A 20732-nucleotide genomic window follows, 5' to 3' on the forward strand; every position below is an offset into this window, starting at 1 on the left:
AACATGAAGCAATTCAAAGTGTACGGCGTCCTTTGTGCGTCTGCTAAGACGCACGGCGCTGTAGTATTCGGGGCCAATTGTCAGGGAGACAAGTTTGCTGTTTCGGCGGGCCGATAACGCTTTTACATCAGCGCCATTGCCGATTGCCGGGGAACTGCAATGAAATCCGTCTCCTATGTCACCGTTGACGTCTTCACCGCCGAACGCTTCACCGGAAACCAGCTCGCCGTCATCCCCGATGCACGGGGCTTGAGCGACGAGCAGATGCAGGCGATCGCCACCGAATTCGGCTATTCCGAAGTCACCTTCGTGCTGCCGCCGGATGATCCGGCGAACACCGCCCGTGTGCGCATCTTCACGCCGACCGCCGAAATTCCCTTTGCCGGACATCCGAATGTCGGCACCGCCTTCGTGCTCGGTCAACAGGGGGAGATCTTCGGCAGAAGGCCCGGCGACAAACTGCGTTTCGAAGAGAAGGCCGGGCTGGTCGAGGTTGCCCTTCTCGGCGACGGCGACGCCATTGCCGGCGCGCGCATCGTCGCTCCCCGGCCGCTCAGCATCGGACCGGTCATCGACGCTGCGACCGTCGCCGCCTGCGCCTCACTCCGGCCGGAGGACGTGAGCGAACGCACTCATCCCGCCGTGCGTGTCTCGGCCGGCCTCGCCTTTGCCGCCGCCGAAGTCAGGGATGTCGCCGCCCTGTCGAATGCACGGCCCGATGTCAGCGCCTTCCATGAAGCGAATGCGCGTTACCCACTCGCCGATGACAGCTTCAGCCTGTTTCTCTATGCGCGCACACCCGAGCGCCCTTGGCAGATCAGGGCTCGCATGTTCGCGCCGCTCGACAATGTCATCGAGGATCCGGCGACCGGCAGCGCCTCGGCGGCGCTCGGCGCCTATCTCGCTTCGCTTCTGCCGCAGGCGGATGCGGAAATCGAGATTGTCATCGAGCAAGGCGTGGAAATGGGCCGCCGCAGCGTCATAACGGTCCGCGTCAACAAGAAGAACGGCACGGTCCGCGAGGTCAGCGTTTCGGGCAATTGCGTGGCGGTGATGCGCGGGTCGATCGAGGTCTGAGCACTACAGCGCCGCGCGTCTTATCAGACGCGTAAGGTCGCTGTAGCACTTTGAATTGCTGCATGTCTTTGTCCTCAGATCGAGGTCGATTTAAGGAGACATGCAGGAGGCCCGCCGGATCAGCGCGTCTCGGGCGTGCAATCCCTCATCGACTTGAGAAGTGCCCGAAATCGGGGGTGATCGCGAATCGGATCCAGATCGGAGTCCTGCTTGAACCAGAGGAGATGGTAGCTGGAGCTCTGCGGAACGACGGCTTCCAGCAGATCGAGCGCGCGCTCGCTCTCTCCCAACAAGGAATGGACGCAGGCCGCGTTATATTGCGCGACGATATCGTCCGGATCGACCGCCAGCGCTCGCGCCGCCCATTCCTTGGCGCGCTCCCCTTCGCCCAGATGCGCGAGCGCCAAGGCCCCGCGATGGGCGGGGCTCGCATTTTCCGGGTGCCGCTCCAGCGCGGTTTTCGCCCGCTCGATGCCGATCCGCGCCCAGCGCTGGCGCTCGGATTCCATTCCGAGCGAGAGATAGCAGTTCATCAAATGAATTGGTGAAAAATAGTCGTCGGTGCGGATTTCCGCCGCCCGCTTGAAGAACTGCACCGCCTCCTGAAACCGGCCCTGCGCAAATAGGAAGCGGCCATAATAAAGATTGGCCTCATAGAGCGACGGACTCAGCGCCAGAGCCTGGCGGAATTCGCGGCCGGCCTCTTCCGTCTGCCCGTCGTGGGTCAATGCCAGCCCGCGTGAGGCATGCGCTTCCGCCAGGTTTGGGTCGAGCGCCAGTGCCTTGGAGCTCATCTCGAAGATGCTCTCGAGCGGAAACTCCTTTTCGTGCCAATCCCTGATCGCACATTCGCATTCGGCGATGCCCGCGTAGGCGCGCGCATAGTTCGGATCGAGTTCGACAGCCTTCAGGAACATCCGGCGGGCAAGCAGCAGGTAGGACCGAGTCCAGGTATGCGAGAACTGCCGGCCACGCAGATAATAGGTATAGGCTTCCACGGAAGTGGTCGGATCGCTCTCGATCGCCTTCTTCTCCTCCGGCAGCAGCTTGATCTTCAACTGGGCGACGATCGCATGCGTGATCTCGTCCTGGATGGTAAAGATATCGGTGAGATCACGATCATAGCGATCGGCCCACAGGTGCCCGCCCGTATGCGCATCGATGAGCTGGCCGGTGATGCGGACACGTTCGCCGACCTTGCGGACGCTGCCTTCCAGAATGAAGCGGACGCCGAGTTCCTGGGCGATCTGCTTCACCTTCACCGGCTTGCCCTTGTAGGTAAAGACGGTGTTGCGGGCGACGACATGCAGGCGCGAGATCTTCGAAAGATCGGTAATGATGTCCTCGGTGATGCCGTCGGAGAAATATTCCTGCTCCGGATCGTGGCTCATATTGGTGAAGGGCAGGACGCCGATCGATAATTCGTAGCCGGCCTCGAGCGTCGCGTCGGGCGGCTCCGTTTCCTGCCGGGCGGCCGCCTCGCCGAGCGCGACCGTATAGACGCGGATATTCGGCGCGATGTTCTTCAGGCTGTATTCGCCCTTGTCGACGAAGCCGAGGTCCAACCGCGAGCCGACCTGGTCGCGCACCGACGAGGATACCGCAATGCCGGAGGGATCGGCGAGCCCCTCGAGCCGCGCCGCAACGTTGACGCCGTCGCCGAAGATGTCGCCCTCCTCAACGATCACGTCGCCGAGGTGGATGCCGATCCTGAGTTCGATGCGCCGGCTCCTCGGCAGGCCTTCGTTGCGAACGAGCATGCCGCGCTGGATCTCGGCCGCACAGGCCACCGCATTCACGACGCTCGAAAATTCGATCAGCATGCCGTCGCCGGACAGCTTGACGATGCGCCCCTTGTGTTCGGCGATCTTCGGCTCCAGGCACTCGCGGCGATGCCGTTTCAAGGCGGCCAGCGTCCCCGCCTCGTCGGTTCCCATCAGGCGACTGTAGCCCACGACATCGGCAGCGAGAATGGCGGTCAGGCGGCGTTCCAAGAGTGCCTCGATTTTCATCTTGTGGCCGAGCACGGTAATTTAACCTTTTCTTGACTACATGTCGTGCGCAGACTTCGGGCATTTTGCGCGCAAGTGTAGCCCTGTCCTCAAAGGTTAGCTGTTTCTAAGGGAACGTCGTGCGGTCGCGCATTCCCTGCGCATGTTCTATCCGCGGCAGGTGAGTGCGACTGCGGCTACGGCCGGACGAACACCGTGACCATCATCACGGCGATGGCGAAGACGGCGATCTTCCAGAAATCCCGGCGCTGCCTGAGACCGGGATATCCGAGCGGCTTGATGATGTGCACACACATGGCGACGAAGAGGAGAAGCGTCAGTGCCTTCGACATTCATTTATTCCGGAGAATTCCGCGGCCACGGTTGCAACGTCATACGGCCGTCACTTTTCGACGCATAGAGGGCTATTGTTTTCGCCGCCGATTTGCAATGACCGGCGGCAGCGATTCCAGTTGAACGGCACGACATGCCGCCGCGAATTGCCGGTCGCAGAACGATTTCGGATGGAACAATGAGAAACAACCTGCTCCCCGTCGCCGCGCTGTTGCTCGGCACTCTGTTCCTCTTTCTAGGAAACGGTCTGCTGGGTCTGCTCCTGCCGGTGCGCGGCACGGCGGAAGGATACCCGACCACGATTCTCGGCCTGATCGGCACGTCCTGGGCTTCGGGCTTCGTGCTCGGCTGCTTCTTCGCCCCGAATGTCGTGAAGCGCATTGGGCACGTTCGGGCCTTCAGTGTCTTCACGGCGCTGATTGCCATCGTTTCCCTTTTGACCGGCATAATGATCGACCCCATCTGGTGGCTGGTCCTGCGCGCGCTGACCGGCTTCTCGACCGCCGGCACGTCGATGATCATCGAAAGCTGGCTGAACGAGCGCGCCACCAATGAAAGCCGCGGCGTAATCTTCTCCCTCTATATCGCCATCACCCTCTTCGGCGTCGTCGGCGGGCAGATGATGATCCCCTTCGGCGAGACGACGACCACATTCTTCTTCATGATCTGCGGCATTCTCTACTGCGTCGCGATGTTGCCGACGCTCTTGTCCAAGGCCGCCTCGCCGACGCCGCTCAAGCAGGTGCGGCTCGACCTTCGCGGCCTTTACCGCAATTCGCCGGTGTCCTTCCTCGGCATCCTCTTGATCGGCATCGCCAACGGGGCCTTCGGCACGCTCGGCGCCGTCTTCGGCCGCCAGGCGGGTCTTTCCGACAGCACCGTCGCGGCGATGATGAGCGTCGCGATCTTCTCCGGGGCGGTCATGCAGTTGCCCGCCGGCCGAATTTCCGACCGCGTCGACCGCCGCTATGTGCTCGCCGTTCTGGCCGGTGTGGGGGCGCTTGCCGGGCTCATGCTCTTCCTGGTCGAGCCGGGCCAAGTCTGGATCGTGCTGACGCTGATTGCCGTCTACGGGGCCGCGGCAAACGCGCTCTATCCGATCGCCGTCTCGCACGCCAACGACTTCGCCACACCGGAGGATTTCGTCAAGGTCTCCGGCGGCCTGCTTCTGCTCTACGGCATCGGCACGATCATCGGCCCGACGATCGGCGGCCCGGTGATGACTGCGACGGGCCCCTATGGCCTCTTCATGATCACCGCCTGTGCGCATATGCTGATCACGGCCTATGCGATCGTCCGCAGCCGCCGGCGCGCACCCGTGCCCGTCGCCGAGCGCGAGACCTTCTCGCCGGTCAATGCCGGTGCACCGACGACGCCGGAAAGCCTGCAGCTCTCTCCGCGCGCGGCACCCTTCGAGGAGACGCGGGGAGACACCGTCGACGATCCCGAAGCGGAGGAAAGAGCCGATGAGCCTGTTTGACGACGATCAGCCGAAGAAGAAGACCGCGCATGAGATCGGCAGCGACCTTTCGCAGCTCTCCGTCGACGAACTCACCGCGCGCATTGCGCTGCTGTCGGAGGAAATCGCCCGGCTGGAGGCGGAGCGCACCCGAAAATCGGCGAGCCGATCGGCCGCCGAAGGCCTCTTCCGCTGAGAGCTAGACAAGCCTCAGAGAGCGCCGGCGGACGGCCGCTTAACGGGATATTAGGCATTTTCTGTAATTCTACCGTCATCCGGTCTTCCGGACTCAGACATTTTCACCGATTGGCGAATGGGTCTGATTTCTCCCTGTTTTACCTTGAGAGCCGCCCCGCGCGGCTCTTTTTTTGTTTCGCGACAGCTGTTTTCAAAGAATTGTGGAGATTAACCCTTTCTTAAGAATACCCTTGCGCGGAATGCGGTATCAGATCATTCTTCGAGCATAGAGGGGCCTCAAGGAAACTTTTCCCAAAGCCACTTCGTTACCTGACCGTGATGCGTTTTGAACCAGGGAAAAACAGGCCATGTCCGAGAGAGGATTGAATACCGTCAGTTTCGCAGGACACGCTGCGTCCTCGGCGCAGTTCAAGGCGCTCTATGCCGAAGGGATGGGCCTCGTCGAGGAAACGGCGAGCTACCTCGATGGTCCTGGCCGTGCTGCCTCCAAGGTCTTGCCGCGTATGGCCTCGGTGCTTTACGCCGCCGAGTCGATGCGGCTGACGACGCGGCTGATGCAGATGGCCTCCTGGCTCCTCCTACAGCGCGCTGTCAACAATGGCGAGATGAGCCGCGAACAGGTCCTGTCGGAAAAAAGCAAAGTTCGCCTCGACAGCTTCAATGTCGACCGCAGCGCGCCCGGCTGGAACGATCTGCCCGACAGCTTCCGCGACCTGATCGAACGCTCGCTTCGCCTGCAGAACCGCGTCGCCCTGCTCGACCGCGAGATCTACCGGCCGCAGGAGGCCACGACCTTCGTCCCAGACAACCAGAACGGCGTCAAGGCACAGATCAAGCTCTTGCAGACAGCGTTTGGCGGCAACTGACGTCGACGGTAATCACGGCAGAGTTCGAGGCCCGGCCACGCCGGGTTTTTCGTGCGTGCGGCACGCGAATTTCCCAGCGGTCTGCCTTGCATGGTCCTTGCATTCTCTTCTCACGCACTTGCCTGTCCGAGCCAGCACGCAAAGGAGTGCGTGTGTGTGAATCCTCGGGGCAAGCCCGAGGATGACGCTTCTGGGTAATGCTCAGTGCAAATCAAGCGGTGTATGATGCCGGCAGGTGCGCTCCCCTTTTTCGACAGCGGTTCACTCTCCCGTCATCCTCGGGTTTTACCCGGGTCAAGCCCGAGGAGGACCCCCTTGATAACGCTCGGTCTTAAGTTGAGACGAGGGTAAGCGACAGGTGCTGTCAACCTTCGCTCGTCTCCGACGAAAACGGCCCCCTTCTTCTTCGTCATTCTCGGGCTTGCCGAGAATCCATGCACAAGCCGCCGAGCGAGAGGATCGCCTGCGTAAAGCCTGCATCTGACTCTTTCGTCCAGAAGGCAACAACAGCCAACAAAAAAGCCCGGCATTGCCGGGCTCCAGAAACGCGATATCGCGAGCGATCAGAGGCCGAGGCCCTCGAAGCGCTTCTTGAACTTCGAGACGCGGCCGCCGCGGTCGACGAGCTGCTGGTTGCCGCCGGTCCAGGCCGGGTGCGACTTCGAGTCGATTTCGAGGTGCATGGTTGCGCCTTCCGAACCCCAGGTCGAGCGGGTTTCGTATTCGGTGCCGTCGGTCATGACCACCTTGATCGTGTGGTATTCGGGATGGATGCCTGCCTTCATAACAATCTTCCTAGAGTTCCAGGGTCCAATTGTCGCAAGGCATTGCGACTTTGGGACCGAACACGTAAATGGAGCCGCGGACCGCTCTCGGCCACGGCTTCTTCAATTCGATGCCGTGCCTATACATGAAGGTCTGCGGGATAACAAGTGCCGCGCGGAAGACTAATCGACCCTCCGTGGCAGGCGATCGGGGGTCACGTGCCAAGACAAGAGAACCAAGTACGAGAGCGCAAGTCCGTCCGGCCGCTTGCAGCCGTGCTGCCCTATGTCAGGCGCTATCGCCACTTTGCGATCGGCGCCGCCATCTCGCTGACGATCGCCGCGGTGACGACGCTGACGCTGCCGCTGGCGGTCCGCCGGATGATCGATCACGGCTTCTCCAATTCCGATTCCGCCTTCATCAACACCTATTTCACCATGTTGATGGTGCTGGCGATCGTGTTGGCGCTGGCGAGCGCCGCCCGCTACTACTTCGTCATTTCGCTGGGAGAGCGCATCGTCGCCGATCTCCGGCGCGACGTCTTCGCCCGGGTCACGGGCCTTTCCGCCTCCTTCTTCGACGTCAACCAGTCCGGCGAGATCGTCTCGCGGCTGACCGCGGACACGACGCAGATCAAGTCGGCGGTCGGCGCCACGGCATCCGTTGCGCTGCGCAACTTGATCCTCTGTCTGGGCGCGATCGGCATGATGGTCTATACCAGCCCGAAGCTGTCGAGCCTGGTGATCGCCGCCATTCCGCTCATCGTCTTCCCGCTCGTCGGCTTCGGCCGTTCCGTCCGGCGCCGCGCCCGTCAGGCGCAGGACACGCTCGCCGCTGCCTCCGCCTATGCCGGCGAAGCGATCGCCGCCACCCGCACGCTACAGGCCTTCAATGGCGAGGCGAGCGCCAATAACCGCTTCGGCGCCGCCGTGGAGGAGGCCTATGGCGCCGCCCGTGCGGCGATCCGAGCCCGCTCGGCGCTCACCGCCTTTGCCATCACCCTGGTGTTCGGCAGCGTCGTTGCGGTGCTCTGGTTCGGAGCCCGCGACGTGCTGGACGGCACGCTTTCGGCTGGCACGCTCAGCCAGTTTCTACTCTATTCCGTCTTTGCCGCCGGCAGCCTCGGAGCGCTCTCGGAAGTCTGGGGCGAGATCTCGCAGGCCGCAGGCGCCGCCGAGCGCCTGAACGAGCTCCTGAGCGAAGTTCCGCAGATCCGCGCGCCCGAGCACCCCGCCCCAATGCCCGTGCCGGCGAAGGGGGCGATCGCCTTCGACGACGTGCACTTCGCCTATCCGGCGCGGCCCGACTACAAGAGCCTCAAAGGCCTGAGCCTCGCGGTGGAGCCGGGCGAGACCGTTGCCATCGTCGGCCCCTCCGGCGCCGGCAAGAGTACCCTGTTCTCGATGCTGCTGCGCTATTACGACCCGATCAAGGGAACCGTGCTGGTTGACGGCATGGACATCCGCAGCGTCGACCCGAAAGATCTGCGCGAACGGATCGCCATCGTGCCGCAGGACGTGACGATCTTCGCCGCCTCGGTGCATGACAACATCGCCTTCGGCACTACGGCGAGCCGCGAGGCGGTACAGGCGGCCGCCGTCGCGGCGCAGGCCGACGAGTTCATCGCAAGGCTCGACCGCGGCTATGACACGCTGGTCGGCGAGCGTGGCGTGACGCTTTCCGGCGGCCAGCGCCAGCGTATCGCCATTGCCCGGGCGATCATCAAGGCCGCTCCGATCCTGCTTCTCGACGAAGCGACGTCGGCCCTCGACGCTGAGAGCGAGACGCTGGTGCAGAAGGCACTCGACGGGCTGATGCGGGAGCGCACCACGCTCGTCATCGCGCATCGGCTGGCGACGGTGCTGAAGGCGGACCGAATCCTGGTCATGGATCACGGCCGTATCGTCGAGGAAGGCACCCACGCATCGCTGATCCGCCAGGCCGGGCTCTATGCCAAGCTCGCGCGGCTTCAATTCGATCACGGGGCGCAAGGATTGTTTGTCGCATCCCAGGCCTGAGACCGGGCGTTAACCACGCGGCCCTCGGATGTGATTGTTTCTCGATCCGCCATTGCCCGCGGCAAGCGCAGCCCTATTGTAAGGGGGCCGGCTTTTGCCGGCAGCGCCTTCGACGAGATTGGGAGGATATCCGTAATGCCATTTCTAAGCATGACCCGCCGCGCCGCCCTTGCCTTCGGCATCGCCACGCTTTCCGCCATGACCTTGGGCGGCCCGGTGCAGGCGCAGAGTTTTCCGGACCGGACGATTACGCTCGTGGTCCCCTTCGCCGCCGGCGGTTCCACCGACGTCGTGGCCCGGATCATCGCCCAGAAGATGTCCGAGGATCTCGGCCAGCAGGTGATCGTCCAGAACGTCGCCGGCGCCGGCGGCAATCTCGGGGCGTCCAATGTCGCCCGTGCCGATCCGGACGGCTACACGATCCTGATGGCGACGGTCGCAACCCACGCCTTGAACCCGCTGATCCTGAAGACGAAGCCCTACGATCCGGAGAAGGACTTCGCGCCGATCTCGCTGCTGGTCGTCGTTCCGAACGTGCTGGTCGTCAATCCGGAGCTGCCGGCCAAATCGGTGCAGGAATTGCTGGCGCTGCTCAAGGCATCGCCTGACCAGTACAGCTACGCGTCCTCCGGCAACGGCACGCCGCTGCATCTATCCGGCGAGCTCTTCAAGTCGATGGCCGGCGTCGAGATGCAGCACATCCCCTACAAGGGCTCCGGCCCGGCGCTGAACGATGTCATCGGCAACCAGGTGCCGATCATGTTCGACAACCTGCCCTCCTCGTCCAGCCACATCAAGGCCGGAACGCTCCGGGCACTGGCGGTGACTACGGCGGAACGCGCCCCCTCCTTCCCGGACGTGCCTACCATCGCCGAATCCGGCATCCCCGGCTACGAGACCTATACCTGGAATGCGCTCTTCGCCCCGGCCAATACGCCGCAGCCGGTGATCGCGCGCCTGAACGAGTCGGCCAAGAAGGCGCTTGCCGATCCGGGGGTCCAGAAGCGCATGGAGGAATTCAGCGCCAAGATCGTCGGCTCGACGCCCGAGGAACTCGGCGCCCATGTGAAGGCGGAGCTTGCGAAGTGGACACCGGTCGTGCGCGACGCAAACATCCAGATGGATTGACGAGAGACCGGTGTTTGCCCCTCATCCACCTGCCGGCACCTTCTCCCCGCTTACGGGGCGAAGGAGACTCGCGGCGGCGCCTTCCAACCCATCGCCTGAGGAAGCGGCCGGCAGTAGGCACGCAAGTCGCCTCTCCCCGTCAAAACGGGGAGAGGGTTAGGGTGAGGGGCATTACAAGCGATGATAAGATTCTTTGATCAAACGTCCCCGCCCGCGCCCCGCCCCGCGGCACGGCCGGAAAAGATGCAGCCACCCAGGAAAGTGCCCTCGAGGGCGTTGTAGCCGTGCATGCCGCCGCCTCCGAAGCCAGCGACTTCGCCGGCCGCATAAAGGCCCGGCACCGGATCGCCGGAAAGCTCCAGCACTTGGCCGGCAAGGTTGGTCTGCAGACCGCCGAGTGTCTTGCGGGTCAGGATGTGCAATCGCACGGCGATCAGCGGGCCTGCCTTCGGGTCCAGGAGACGATGCGGCCTGGCGGTGCGGAGCAGCCGGTCGCCGCGATAGGCACGCGCGCTGCGGATGGCGGTAACCTGCGCGTCCTTGGAAAACGAATTGTCGATCTCCCGGTCGCGTGCCTCGATCTGCGCCTTGAGGTGGCTCGCCGAGAGCCGGTTATCGCCCGTCAACCTGTTCATCCCCTCGACAAGATCTTCGAGCCGGTCCTTGACGACAAAGTCCTCGCCCTTGTCCATGAAGGCCTGCACCGGGCCGGTCGGCTTTGCGCCGAGCCGCTTCAGCAGAAGCGCTATGCTCTTGCCGGTCAGATCCGGGTTCTGCTCGGACCCGGAAAGGGCGAACTCCTTCTTGATGATCGCGCGCGTCAGGATGAACCAGCTATAGTCATGGCCGCTCTGCCGGATTGCGGCCAATGTCCCGAGCGTATCGAAACCGGGCATGGCCGGCGCCGAAAAACGGTTGCCATCGGCATCGCACCAGAAGGAGGACGGGCCCGGCAGGACGCGGATGCCGTGGTCCGGCCAGATCGGGTCGAAGTTCCTGAGGCCCTCGGTATAGTGCCACATGCGGTCGGCATTGATGACGGAGCCGCGCGCCTTAGCCGCGATGTCCAGCATCCGGCCGTCGACGTGGTGCGGCACGCCGCTGACCATGGAGGCTGGCGGCTGGCCGAGCCGCTTGCGCGGCCAGTTGCGGCGCACCAGCTCATGATTGCCGCCGATGCCGCCCGAACTGACGACCACCGCGCCGGCGGAGATCTCGAAATCGCCGATCTCATCGCGCGAGCTGCGCTCGCCGCGGCCGACCGGATCCGCCTTGAGGATTGCCCCGCGCGCGCCGGTCACGGCACCGTCCGTCGTTACGAGTTCGTCGACCCGGTGGCGGAAGCGGAAACGGACAAGGCCCCGGCTCTCCGCCTGCCGCGTCAGCCGGATGAAGGGTTCGAGCACCGCCGGGCCGGTGCCCCAGGTGATGTGGAAGCGCGGCACCGAATTGCCGTGGCCATGCGCAAGACCACCGCCGCGTTCGGCCCATCCGACCACCGGAAACCAGCGCAGCCCGAGCGCATGCAGCCAGCGTCGCTTCTCGCCGGCGGCAAAATCGAGATAGGCCTCGGCCCACAGGCGCGGCCAGTGATCCTCGGGCCGGTCGAACTGCGACGATCCCATCCAGTCCTGGGCGGCGAGTTCATGACTGTCGCGAATGCCCATGCGCCGCTGCTCTAGACTGTCAACGAAGAAGAGGCCGCCAAGCGACCAGAAGGCCTGGCCGCCGAGATTCTGCTCGCCTTCCTGGTCGAGAACGATGACCTTGCGGCCAAGCGCCGCCGCCTCGGACGCCGCCACGAGCCCGGCAAGGCCGGCACCGATGACCAGCACATCGCAATCCATCAAGGCGCTCTCCCCCAACATCCCTCGACCAGCAACTCTTACGCATACGTCAAGGTCAATTCAAGCGGGGGCCGCTCGTCTATTTTTCGGTCAGCTTGAGCTCGATACGCCGATTTTGCGCCCGCGCCTCCAGGCTTTCCCCGGCCGCAATCGGCTGGTATTCGCCAAATCCGGCCGCCACTAAGCGGTCGGCCGGCACGCCCTTGGAGATCAGGAACTTGACGACCGAAGTGGCGCGCGCCGAAGACAGTTCCCAATTGTCGGCAAAGCGGCCGGTGCCGGAGAGCTGCACGTTGTCCGTATGGCCGTCGACGCGCAGCACCCAGTTGATCTCGGCCGGAATTTCCCTGGCAAGGTCGAGCAGCGCCGTGGCGAGTTTGGCCATTTCCACCTGGCCCTCGGGGTTCAGGTCGCTGCTGCCCGAGGAAAAAAGCACTTCCGACTGGAAGACGAACCGGTCGCCGACGATGCGGATATTTTCGCGGTCGGAGAGGATTTCCCGCAAGCGGCCGAAAAAGTCCGAGCGGTAGCGATTGAGTTCCTGCACGCGCTGGGCGAGCGCGACGTTCAGCCGGCGGCCGAGGTCGGCGATCTTCGCCTGCGAAGCCTGATCCTTCGCCTCGGAAGCCTGAAGCGCGCCCTCGATGGCGGCAATCTGGCTGCGCAGCGCGGCGATCTGCTGGTTCAAGAGCTCGATCTGGCTCATCGCGCGGGCGCTGACCTGCTTTTCGTTTTCGAGCTCCGAGCCCAACCGGCCGAGTTTCTGATTGGCCGCATCGGTACTGCCGGCCCCCTGATCAAGCAGCGCTTCAAGGCGGGACCGCTCGCCCTCTGACTGGGCAAGCGAGGCCTGGAGATTGGCAAGCGAATCCTCGAGATCCTGCTTGCCGCTCTTCTCGAGGGCGAGAAGCTGGGTCAGTTCGTTGATCTGGCTGTTCAGCCGGTTCAGCACCTCGTCCTTGCCGGTGATCTCCCGCCCCATCAGGAACTGAGCCGTGACGAAGACGCTGAGCAGGAACATGATCGCCATGAGCAAGGTCGACAGCGCATCGACGAAGCCCGGCCAGTAGTTGATCGTCCGCGGATTGCGGCCCCTTCGGGCGAGAGCCATGGATCAATCACCCCCGCTTTCGTCGGCGTGGCTGAGCTTCGCCTGCGAGGTGGCCCTCTCGCTGTTGACGGCGATCCGGTCGGCCTGGCCGATGCGCGAGGTCAGCCGGTCGAGCGTCTTTCGCATCGACTTCGCCTCCTCCTGCTGCGCCTCGATCCAGTCGCGTAGCATCTGCTGCTCGCCGCGCATGTTCTTGACGAGACCTTGAATGCCCTCGGCGAGGCTCGCCATCGCTGCCGTCGTGCGCTGGTTGACGCCGCCGTCCTGCGCGAGGCGGGAGAGCTGGTCGGCGACGCGCCGCATTTCCTCCGCCGGTGCGCCGCCGGTCGTCTCGATCGGCGCCGAAAAACCGGAGCCGACATCGGTCACCGAGGAAAGCCAGTTCTCAAGTTCCGTGTAGAAACGGTTCTGGGCGCGGCCGGCCTGGAGATCGAGGAAGCCGAGGATCAGCGAACCGGAAAGGCCGAACAGCGAGGCCGAGAAGGCGGTGCCCATGCCGGTCAGCGGCGCCGAGAGACCGCTCTTCAGCGAGCTTAAGAGGTCCTCCGTCGTCCCGGAACCGGCGTCGAGAGACTGGATGACGGTATTGATGGAGCCGATCGTGCCGAGAAGGCCCCAGAAGGTGCCGAGCAGGCCGAGAAAAACGAGAAGGCCGGCAAGATAACGGGTGATGTCGCGCGACTCGTCGAGGCGGGTGGCGATGGAATCGAGGATCGAGCGGAGCGCGATCGTCGAAATCGCCGTCGTCTGGCGCCCGCCGATCAGCGCCCGCATGGGTGCAAGCAGCACCGGATCTCGCCCGACCTTGTCGGCACTGCCAGCGGCGCGGAATGAATTGAACCATCGCACTTCGGGCCTGAGGCCGAGCACGTGGTTGAAAGCCAGCAGAATGCCGATCAGCAGCACCCCAAGGATCAGCCCGTTGAGGCCGGGATTGCCGACGAAGGCCTCGCGTGCCTGCCGGAAGAGGATCGCCGCGACAAAACCGACGATGATCAGGAAAATGACCATCGTCCAGAAGTAGGGCATGGGGCTCGAAAGCTTATGCGGATTATAGTTCTCCTCCGCCACTTCCTGCCCACGCCAGCCGGACAGACTGAGTTTCGTCATGCGTTTGCCAATCTCCCGGTTTGCGGCACGCTCCTGCGCCTGTCCGCACAAGCGCCGGTTGCTGCAACTCTTTGAAGTAGCGGATCATTCTCGAAATCAATAGCGATCTCGGCCGAACGATGCCGCCGATGGCCGGAGACCATCCTATCGGCCCGGAGACTAGTGGAACTTTGCGCCAAATTGAAGGGAAAACGGCAGAGCCGGCCCAGGAATGCGCCGCCCCCCTCCAGGGAGGTCGGGTCGCAACGCTGCAAAGGAGCAGAAATGTTCGATTCCAATGCCTTATGTCGAACGCGGACCGGAAGACACGTGTACGCGGCCGGTCCGCAGCATGGCCTTGGGCGGCCCTACTTCGTTGGGACCGGGCGGTGGATGACCTCGCGCAGTGCCTTGGCGATATATTCGTTGCCGCAGATGATCGAGCCGTCTTCGACCGGCTTGCTGCCGCCGTCGATGTCGGTGACCCAGCCGCCGGCCTCGCGAACGAGCAGGACCCCGGCGGCGATATCCCAGGCAGCGAGATCGCGCTCCCAGAAGCCGTCGAAGCGACCGGCAGCCACATAGGCGAGGTCGAGCGAGGCGGAGCCAAAGCGGCGAATGCCGGCAACCTCGCCCATGACGTGGCGGAGCTCGATGAGATATTTGCCGTGATTGCCGCGGCCGAGATGCGGCGTGCCGGTGCCGACCACCGCGTCGGACAGGACCTTACGGGCGCCGACGCGCAGCCGCCGGTCGTTCAGGAAGGCGCCACCGCCCCGCTCAGCCGTATAGAGTTCGTCGGTTGCCGGATTGAAGACCACCGCAGCGACGATCTCGCCCTGGCGCTCCAGCGCGATCGAGATGGCGAAATGCGGAAGGCCGTGGAGAAAATTTGTGGTGCCGTCGAGCGGGTCGACGATCCAGCGATGGGCGCCGTCGGTGCCCTTGATCTCCTCGCCTTCCTCGCCGAGGAAGCCGTAGGTCGGGCGGGCCTTCAGGAGATCCTCGCGGATGCTCCGCTCGGCCTTGCGGTCTGCCTGGGAAACGTAGTCGCTCGGCCCCTTCAAGGACACCTGTAGGTTCTGTACTTCGCCGAAATCGCGCGCCAGCGACTTGCCGGCCTTGAAGGCCGCCTGGACCATGACATTGAGAAGGGCAGAACGGGCCATAGGGCAATCCTCTGAAAGCGAAGGCCGGCCGAGCCGTCTCGACCGGACATTGAACCTGCTTGACGGCCCGCCCTCGTAAAGGGTCGGCGAAGACGCAACCGTCGTCAAAAAACCGAGTGAGAAGTCACTCCGCCCGCGGAGATGGCATGAGGGGCCGCGGACAAAACCGCGGCTTCAAGACCACAAAAACCCCAAGAGTTCAAGCGAAATACATGGCGCCGGTCGAATCTAGGCTCAGGACGAGCGGAACTTGTTCGCGGCCGCGAGCGCCGATTTCTGCTGCGAGTCGTTGAGGCCGAGATAGAAATCCTCGAGCGCATCGTCCTTGAGCCCCGCCCGGCGCGACAGCACGTACCACTTCGCTGCCTCGATTGGATCGGGCCGCGTGCCGATGGCATTGACGAGGAGGTGGGCAAGCCGGTTCTGCGCAACCACGTTGCCGCCCTCGGCTGCCCGCTTCATCCAGGCAAAGCCCTCGTCCAGGTTGCGGTCGCCGCCGATCCCTTCGATCAGCCAGATCGCCATGTCGAGCTGCGCGGTGTCGTAGCCGGCGCGCGCCGCCCGGGCCAGCCATTCGCGTGCACGCGCCCGCTTGCCGTCGTCGATGCCCTCGACATTGAGATAAATCTGCGAAAGCGCATATTGCGCATCGGCAATGCCCTGTTCGGCCGCCTTCTCGTAATAGGGCATCGCCGCCTTCAGGCCCTTCTGGCCGGGTGCGTCGGCAACGAGCGTCTGCCCATAGTTGAACTGGGCGGCCGCGTTGCCGAGATCGGCGGCCTTCTTCATCAGTTCGTCGGCGGCCTTGCGGTCGCGCTTGACGTAGCGCCCCTCCATCAGGATCAGCGCATATTTGAACATCGCCGCCGGATCGCCGTTGTTCGCCGCCTGGCCGTACCAGAAGGCCGCATCCTTGGGGTTGCGCGCGACGCCGAGGCCCTGCTCGAGGATCGAGGCGACCAGCGTCTGGGCCGCCGGATCGCCGAGTTGGGCGCGCGGCAGCGCAAGGTCCATTGCCGTCAGGTAATAGCCGCGCTGGAAGGCTCCATAGGCCTCGTCCACCTTGCCGGCGAACGGCTTTTCGGCCGGAAGCGCCGGAAGTTCGGCCCCCATGCGGTCGATTACGTTGACGCCTCCGGAGGGTTTTTCGTCGTCTTTCTTGGGCTTGGCGTTCGTATCGCCCTTCGCCGGCTTTTCGGCGCCTTCCGGCAGCGCCGCACCGTTAAAGGGTGTGATCCGGCCCCGTTTCGGGACGATGCCCTCATCCGCAGGTGCCGGCGGCTGTTCGGCGCGAGCCGGCAAGGCGGCCAGAGTGACGGCGACGACAAGGGTCGCGAACCGGCTTCGTTTCAGGGGGGATCGGCTCAGCATCGCCACGTCTAATCTTCAAACCGTGGCGCTTTTTCGTCAAGCAAGGCGTTGACGGCGGCAACCACGGAGGGCGCCTGGCCCGACTCGGCGAAGACCGCGAGACGCAGCGCGACGAACTCGGCGCCGGTCTCGGCCACTGCAAGCGCGGACTGCGGATCGGTGCCGCCCATGACGATGCAGGGAATTTCGATCATCGATGCCCACCATTCCGCGAGCGCCAGATTCTTCGGGTGCGCTTCCGGCTTGATGTCGCCGTCGGTGCGGCCGAAGAACACGTAGTCCGGCCGGAGTTCGCCGATCTCGAGCGCGTGGTGGCGGTCGGTCGCATTGCCGCCGCCGACGATCATCTTCGGCGTATGCCGCTCGATCGCCTCGCCAAGCACGTCCGCACCGGCGGCGATATGAAGACCATCGGCCTTGGCTCGGCCGGCGGCCCGCGTATCGCCTTCGATCAGCGCCGCCGCACCCGCTTGCTGGATCACCGGCACCAGCGCCTCGGCGTGCCTTTGGAAATCCGTCTCGTTGAGGCCATATTGCGGAACAATGACGGAGGCCACGTCGCCGCCTTTCAGCGCATCCGCAAGGATCTTCGCGCGCTCGGCGGCATCCGGCATGTCGGGCGCGATCAGCACAAGGCGGCAGCGGTTATCGGTATTGCTCATGTCGTTCGTTCCTGGCGAAGCCCGCTCGAGGGCGGAAATCCGCTACTCGATTTCAATCGGGAAAACCGATAGACGGAGATGACCAAAGGATCAACCGCCGCCTATGCTTCCCGATCTCGACTTCTATCTGGTCGCCGTGCCGGCGGTCCTGCTCGTTGGCCTCAGCAAGGGAGGCATGGGAGAGGCGCTATCGCTGATGGGGGTTCCGATCCTCTCGCTGGCGGTCTCGCCGGTCCAGGCGGCGGCGTTGCTCCTCCCCATTCTCATCGCAATGGACATCGTCTCTTTATGGATCTGGCGGAAGCACGGCGACCGGAAGACGCTCACCATGCTCTTGCCCGGCGCGCTGGCCGGCATCGCCATCGGCTGGGCGACGTCGGCCTACGTGCCGCGCGATGCGTTGCGGCTGATCATCGGCGCCATAACGGTCGTGTTCGTGCTGCGTTACGTCTACACCGTCTGGCGCAGCCGCAGCGGCACGCCGATCCTTCCGAAGCAGCACCGTCTGGGCCCTGCGGCGCTATGGGGAAGCTTTGCGGGATATGGCAGCTTCGTCGCGCATGCCGGCGGGCCGCCTTTCCAGATCTACGCCCTGCCGCTGAAGCTGGACCCGCGCGAATATACCGGCACCATCGTGCGCTTCTTCGCAACGCTCAATGCGGTGAAACTCATTCCCTATTTCGCGCTCGGGCAGCTCGACACCAGCAACCTCATGACATCGGCGACCCTCTTTCCTCTGGCGATGGTCGCAACGGCCTGCGGCGCATGGATCGTGCGCCGCATGAAGCCGCAGGTGTTCTATCCCTTTATGTACACCATGGCTTTCATCGCCGGATCTAGACTTATCTGGGAGGGGCTAACCAGCCTTCTGTCCGCCGGCTGAGCGAGCCTTGCTCCGCTCGAATAATGCTGCAAAGCAATGCGGCATATCGCAATGCACAATTTTCTTGCCGGTCGCAGGAAATTCGCCTAACGTCCCGTCATGACGATCGCGGACCCATTCGATGCCATTGCGGATCCGAACCGGCGTTATCTGCTGGAGGAGCTGCGGCGCGCGCCCAAGACTGTCAATGAACTCGCCGAAGGGCTGCCGATCAGCCGGCCGGCGGTGTCGCAGCATTTGAAGGCGCTGCTCGACTGCAATCTCGTATCGGTGTCGACAAGCGGCACCAGGCGCATTTACGCCATCCACAGGCCGGGCTTCGACCGGCTCAATCTATGGCTCGACCAGTTCTGGTCCTGATGGCTTACATTCGCCCGCTCCGCGGCGGCCGTTAAGGAAGTCGCCGAAGAAGCGGACCGGGCCTTAGGCCCGGTCGAGCGATCCGTCATATATGGGATTGTTGTTGACCTTTCGCGTCGTTTCTCCTTCACGAAGACGACGCCTCCCGAAAGCGCGGGAAATACCGTTCGCAATCAGTGTGTCGAGGAACGGAGTCTTTCGATTTCGTCCTTGATGCGCAGCTTCCGACGCTTGAGTTCGCTGATCAACTCGTCCTCGCAGGAGGGAGAATTCAGCGCTTCATGCAGCTCCTGTTCCAGGGCGCCATGTTTTTTCTCAAGCGTTGCAAGATGAGCCTCAATGGTCATTGGCAGTCCCTTCCTTTTGCTTGCATCCGGCACGCAAATGCCGGATGTTCCATGGTTGTAACCTTACCAGTGTGCCATGCCATTTTTCATTTGTCGAAGGCGAAATGATGACGTCGGATAACTTCCCGTCACCGCCCAAGATGTGATAGAGCGCGGCGCAGGAAATTCCGGTTCGCGGCATGGACGCAGCCGGGCTTATGGGGATCGTTTTGCATGCCGGACCAGGACCAGGCCGAACTCAGACTGACGATAGCGCGCCTGAGGCAGGAACATGAAGATTATGACGTCGCCATCAATGCCATGATCGAAACCGGCTGCGACGCCCTGCGCATCCAGCGCATGAAGAAGAAGAAGCTGGCCATCAAGGACAAGATCAGCAAGATCGAAGATCAGATCATCCCCGACATCATAGCCTGAACGGATCCTGATAGACGTGACCGAAACCACGACCCCGCCCGTCGCCATCATCATGGGAAGCCAGTCGGACTGGGAGACGATGAAGAATGCGGCCGACACGCTCGAGGCCCTCGATATCGCCTATGAGGCGCGCATCGTTTCCGCGCATCGGACACCCGACCGGCTGGTCCGCTTCGCCAAGGGCGCGCGCGACGAGGGCTTCAAGGTGATCATTGCCGGCGCCGGCGGGGCGGCCCATCTGCCGGGCATGTGCGCCGCGATGACGCCGCTGCCGGTCTTCGGCGTCCCGGTACAGTCGAAGGCTCTCTCGGGCCAGGACAGCCTGCTCTCGATCGTGCAGATGCCGGCCGGCATTCCTGTCGGCACACTGGCGATCGGCAGGGCCGGGGCCGTCAACGCCGCCCTGCTCGCCGCCGCCGTCCTGGCGCTGAGCGACGAGGCCCTCGCCGACCGTCTCGACGACTGGCGTGAGCAGCAGACCGTTTCGGTCGCCGAGTACCCGGTAGACCAGGCATGAAGACCATTGGAATCATTGGCGGCGGCCAGCTCGGCCGCATGCTCGCCATGGCGGCTGCGCGGCTGAATTTCCGCACAGTCATTCTCGAGCCGCAGCCGGACTGTCCCGCCGCTCAGGCGGCGAACACCCAGATTGTTTCCGCCTATGACGATCCGAGAGGGCTCGACGAGCTCGCCCGGACCGCCGATCTGATCACCTACGAATTCGAGAACGTCCCCGTCGCCGCGGCCGAGCGGCTGGCGGCATCGCGGCCGGTCTTCCCGCCACCAAAGGCGCTGGAAGTCGCGCAGGACCGGCTGGTCGAGAAGCGGTTCATCAATGGCTGCGGCATTGCCACGGCCGGCTTCCACGCCGTCGACAGCCAGGCCGACCTCGAAGCGGCGCTTGCCGACTTCGATGGCTCCGGCGTTTTGAAGACCCGCCGCCTCGGCTATGACGGCAAGGGGCAGCGCGTCTTCCGCTCCGGCAAGGACAATCCTTCCGACGCCTTCGCCGCCCTCGGCGGAGTCCCGCTGATCCTCGAAAGCTTCGTGGCCTTCGAGCGGGAAATCTCGATCATCGCCGCACGCTCCCCTGACGGCGCCACCGCCTGCTTCGATCCGGCGGAAAATGTCCATCGGAACGGCATTCTCCACACCTCGACCGTGCCCGCATCGGTTGCCGCCTCGACCGCCGAGGCTGCCCGCAAGGCTGCGACCGCCATTCTCGAAGCGCTCGGCTATGTCGGCGTCATCGGTGTCGAATTCTTCGTGCTTGCCGACGGCAGCGTCGTCGCCAACGAGATCGCTCCGCGCGTCCACAATTCCGGTCACTGGACGGAAGCCGCCTGCGTCGTTTCGCAGTTCGAGCAGCATATCCGCGCGATTGCCGGCCTGCCGCTCGGCGACGCCTCGCGTCACTCGGACTGCGTGATGCAGAACCTCATCGGCGACGAGATCGCCGAATTGCCCGCTCTGCTCGGCGAGCCGAACGTGCTGGTCCATCTCTACGGCAAGGCCGAGGCGCGCCCCGGCCGCAAAATGGGGCATTTCACCCGCCTCAGGTGAACCGAGTGGCCCAGGAACGCGCGCGCAGCTGTCGAAATCCCGCGGTCCTGCGGTTGA

General features: G+C 63.7%; 21 protein-coding genes. 11 read left to right on the forward strand and 10 right to left on the reverse strand.

Translation table 11 applies throughout. The annotated features are described in order from the left end of the window. The first annotated feature begins 159 nt into the window (after positions 1-159). Positions 160-1077, forward strand: a complete 918-nt coding sequence (locus CO664_RS20545; protein ID WP_097539749.1) for a PhzF family phenazine biosynthesis protein — start codon at positions 160-162, stop codon at positions 1075-1077. 119 nt (positions 1078-1196) lie between these two features. On the opposite strand, the gene CO664_RS20555 is transcribed toward CO664_RS20545, so the two are convergent. Then, on the reverse strand, positions 1197-3104 hold the full coding sequence (locus CO664_RS20555; protein ID WP_083854096.1) for a tetratricopeptide repeat protein: 1908 nt from the start codon (positions 3102-3104) through the stop codon (positions 1197-1199). Between the two features lie 161 nt (positions 3105-3265). Then, a complete protein-coding gene (locus tag CO664_RS20560) occupies positions 3266-3421 on the reverse strand; it encodes a hypothetical protein (RefSeq protein WP_083854097.1) in 156 nt (51 codons plus the stop codon). Between the two features lie 179 nt (positions 3422-3600). On the opposite strand from CO664_RS20560, the gene CO664_RS20565 reads away from it, so the two are divergent. The 3 genes from CO664_RS20565 (at position 3601) to CO664_RS20575 (ending at position 5945) form a co-directional block, all read left to right on the forward strand. Then, positions 3601-4902, forward strand: coding sequence for an MFS transporter (locus tag CO664_RS20565; protein ID WP_037420103.1), 1302 nt, complete (start codon positions 3601-3603; stop codon positions 4900-4902). After that, positions 4889-5077 (forward strand): DUF1192 domain-containing protein, encoded by a 189-nt coding sequence (locus CO664_RS20570; RefSeq protein WP_037420106.1) that lies wholly within the window; start codon positions 4889-4891, stop codon positions 5075-5077. Before CO664_RS20565 ends, CO664_RS20570 begins: the two co-directional genes overlap by 14 nt. Positions 5078-5426: 349 nt before the next feature. Beyond that, a complete protein-coding gene (locus CO664_RS20575; protein ID WP_037420109.1) occupies positions 5427-5945 on the forward strand; it encodes a DUF1465 family protein in 519 nt (172 codons plus the stop codon). 563 nt (positions 5946-6508) lie between these two features. On the opposite strand, the gene rpmE is transcribed toward CO664_RS20575, so the two are convergent. Then, a complete protein-coding gene (gene rpmE, locus CO664_RS20580; RefSeq protein WP_012709319.1) occupies positions 6509-6730 on the reverse strand; it encodes a 50S ribosomal protein L31 in 222 nt (73 codons plus the stop codon). Between the two features lie 198 nt (positions 6731-6928). Here rpmE and CO664_RS20585 point away from each other — a divergent pair, with 198 nt between their 5' ends. Together CO664_RS20585 and CO664_RS20590 are read left to right on the forward strand one after the other, a co-directional pair. Next, on the forward strand, positions 6929-8728 hold the full coding sequence (locus CO664_RS20585; RefSeq protein WP_097539750.1) for an ABC transporter transmembrane domain-containing protein: 1800 nt from the start codon (positions 6929-6931) through the stop codon (positions 8726-8728). 135 nt (positions 8729-8863) lie between these two features. After that, entirely contained in the window at positions 8864-9856 is a 993-nt protein-coding gene (locus CO664_RS20590) for a tripartite tricarboxylate transporter substrate binding protein (protein WP_037420184.1), read from the forward strand. 197 nt (positions 9857-10053) lie between these two features. Here the strand turns inward: CO664_RS20590 and CO664_RS20595 are convergent, their stop codons facing one another. The 6 genes from CO664_RS20595 to CO664_RS20620 all read right to left on the reverse strand — a co-directional run bounded on the left by CO664_RS20595 (position 10054) and on the right by CO664_RS20620 (position 17105). Then, entirely contained in the window at positions 10054-11703 is a 1650-nt protein-coding gene (locus CO664_RS20595) for an FAD-binding dehydrogenase (RefSeq protein ID WP_097539751.1), read from the reverse strand. 79 nt (positions 11704-11782) lie between these two features. Further along, positions 11783-12814 carry a peptidoglycan -binding protein gene (locus CO664_RS20600; RefSeq protein WP_037420192.1) on the reverse strand — a complete coding sequence of 344 codons (1032 nt, stop codon included), beginning with the start codon at positions 12812-12814 and terminating at the stop codon, positions 11783-11785. Between the two features lie 3 nt (positions 12815-12817). Then, entirely contained in the window at positions 12818-13924 is a 1107-nt protein-coding gene (locus tag CO664_RS20605) for a MotA/TolQ/ExbB proton channel family protein (RefSeq protein ID WP_037420195.1), read from the reverse strand. 347 nt (positions 13925-14271) lie between these two features. After that, positions 14272-15072, reverse strand: coding sequence for an inositol monophosphatase family protein (locus tag CO664_RS20610; protein WP_037389161.1), 801 nt, complete (start codon positions 15070-15072; stop codon positions 14272-14274). A gap of 234 nt (positions 15073-15306) precedes the next feature. After that, a complete protein-coding gene (locus tag CO664_RS20615; protein ID WP_037420358.1) occupies positions 15307-16443 on the reverse strand; it encodes a tetratricopeptide repeat protein in 1137 nt (378 codons plus the stop codon). An 8-nt stretch (positions 16444-16451) separates the two neighbouring features. Next, a complete protein-coding gene (locus CO664_RS20620) occupies positions 16452-17105 on the reverse strand; it encodes a thiamine phosphate synthase (RefSeq protein WP_037420198.1) in 654 nt (217 codons plus the stop codon). A 103-nt stretch (positions 17106-17208) separates the two neighbouring features. Here CO664_RS20620 and CO664_RS20625 point away from each other — a divergent pair, with 103 nt between their 5' ends. Both CO664_RS20625 and CO664_RS20630 read left to right on the forward strand, forming a co-directional pair. Beyond that, entirely contained in the window at positions 17209-17988 is a 780-nt protein-coding gene (locus tag CO664_RS20625) for a sulfite exporter TauE/SafE family protein (RefSeq protein ID WP_097539752.1), read from the forward strand. Between the two features lie 99 nt (positions 17989-18087). Next, positions 18088-18348: a metalloregulator ArsR/SmtB family transcription factor gene (locus CO664_RS20630; protein ID WP_037389169.1), complete on the forward strand. Its 261-nt coding sequence runs from the start codon at positions 18088-18090 to the stop codon at positions 18346-18348. Between the two features lie 173 nt (positions 18349-18521). Here CO664_RS20630 and CO664_RS20635 read toward each other — a convergent pair whose 3' ends face one another. Next, positions 18522-18695 carry a DUF465 domain-containing protein gene (locus CO664_RS20635; protein WP_014765888.1) on the reverse strand — a complete coding sequence of 58 codons (174 nt, stop codon included), beginning with the start codon at positions 18693-18695 and terminating at the stop codon, positions 18522-18524. A 213-nt stretch (positions 18696-18908) separates the two neighbouring features. On the opposite strand from CO664_RS20635, the gene CO664_RS20640 reads away from it, so the two are divergent. From CO664_RS20640 to CO664_RS20650, 3 genes are read left to right on the forward strand one after another with little or no spacing between them, the layout of a single operon-like run. After that, positions 18909-19112, forward strand: a complete 204-nt coding sequence (locus tag CO664_RS20640) for a DUF465 domain-containing protein (protein ID WP_012709331.1) — start codon at positions 18909-18911, stop codon at positions 19110-19112. A 52-nt stretch (positions 19113-19164) separates the two neighbouring features. Then, positions 19165-19629, forward strand: a complete 465-nt coding sequence (purE, locus tag CO664_RS20645) for a 5-(carboxyamino)imidazole ribonucleotide mutase (RefSeq protein ID WP_176536635.1) — start codon at positions 19165-19167, stop codon at positions 19627-19629. Next, a complete protein-coding gene (locus CO664_RS20650; protein ID WP_097526664.1) occupies positions 19626-20675 on the forward strand; it encodes a 5-(carboxyamino)imidazole ribonucleotide synthase in 1050 nt (349 codons plus the stop codon). The genes purE and CO664_RS20650 overlap by 4 nt, the downstream gene beginning before the upstream one ends. Positions 20676-20732: the final 57 nt, after the last annotated feature.

This window comes from Sinorhizobium sp. NG07B (assembly GCF_002532005.1).
GTDB lineage: Bacteria > Pseudomonadota > Alphaproteobacteria > Rhizobiales > Rhizobiaceae > Sinorhizobium > Sinorhizobium fredii_C.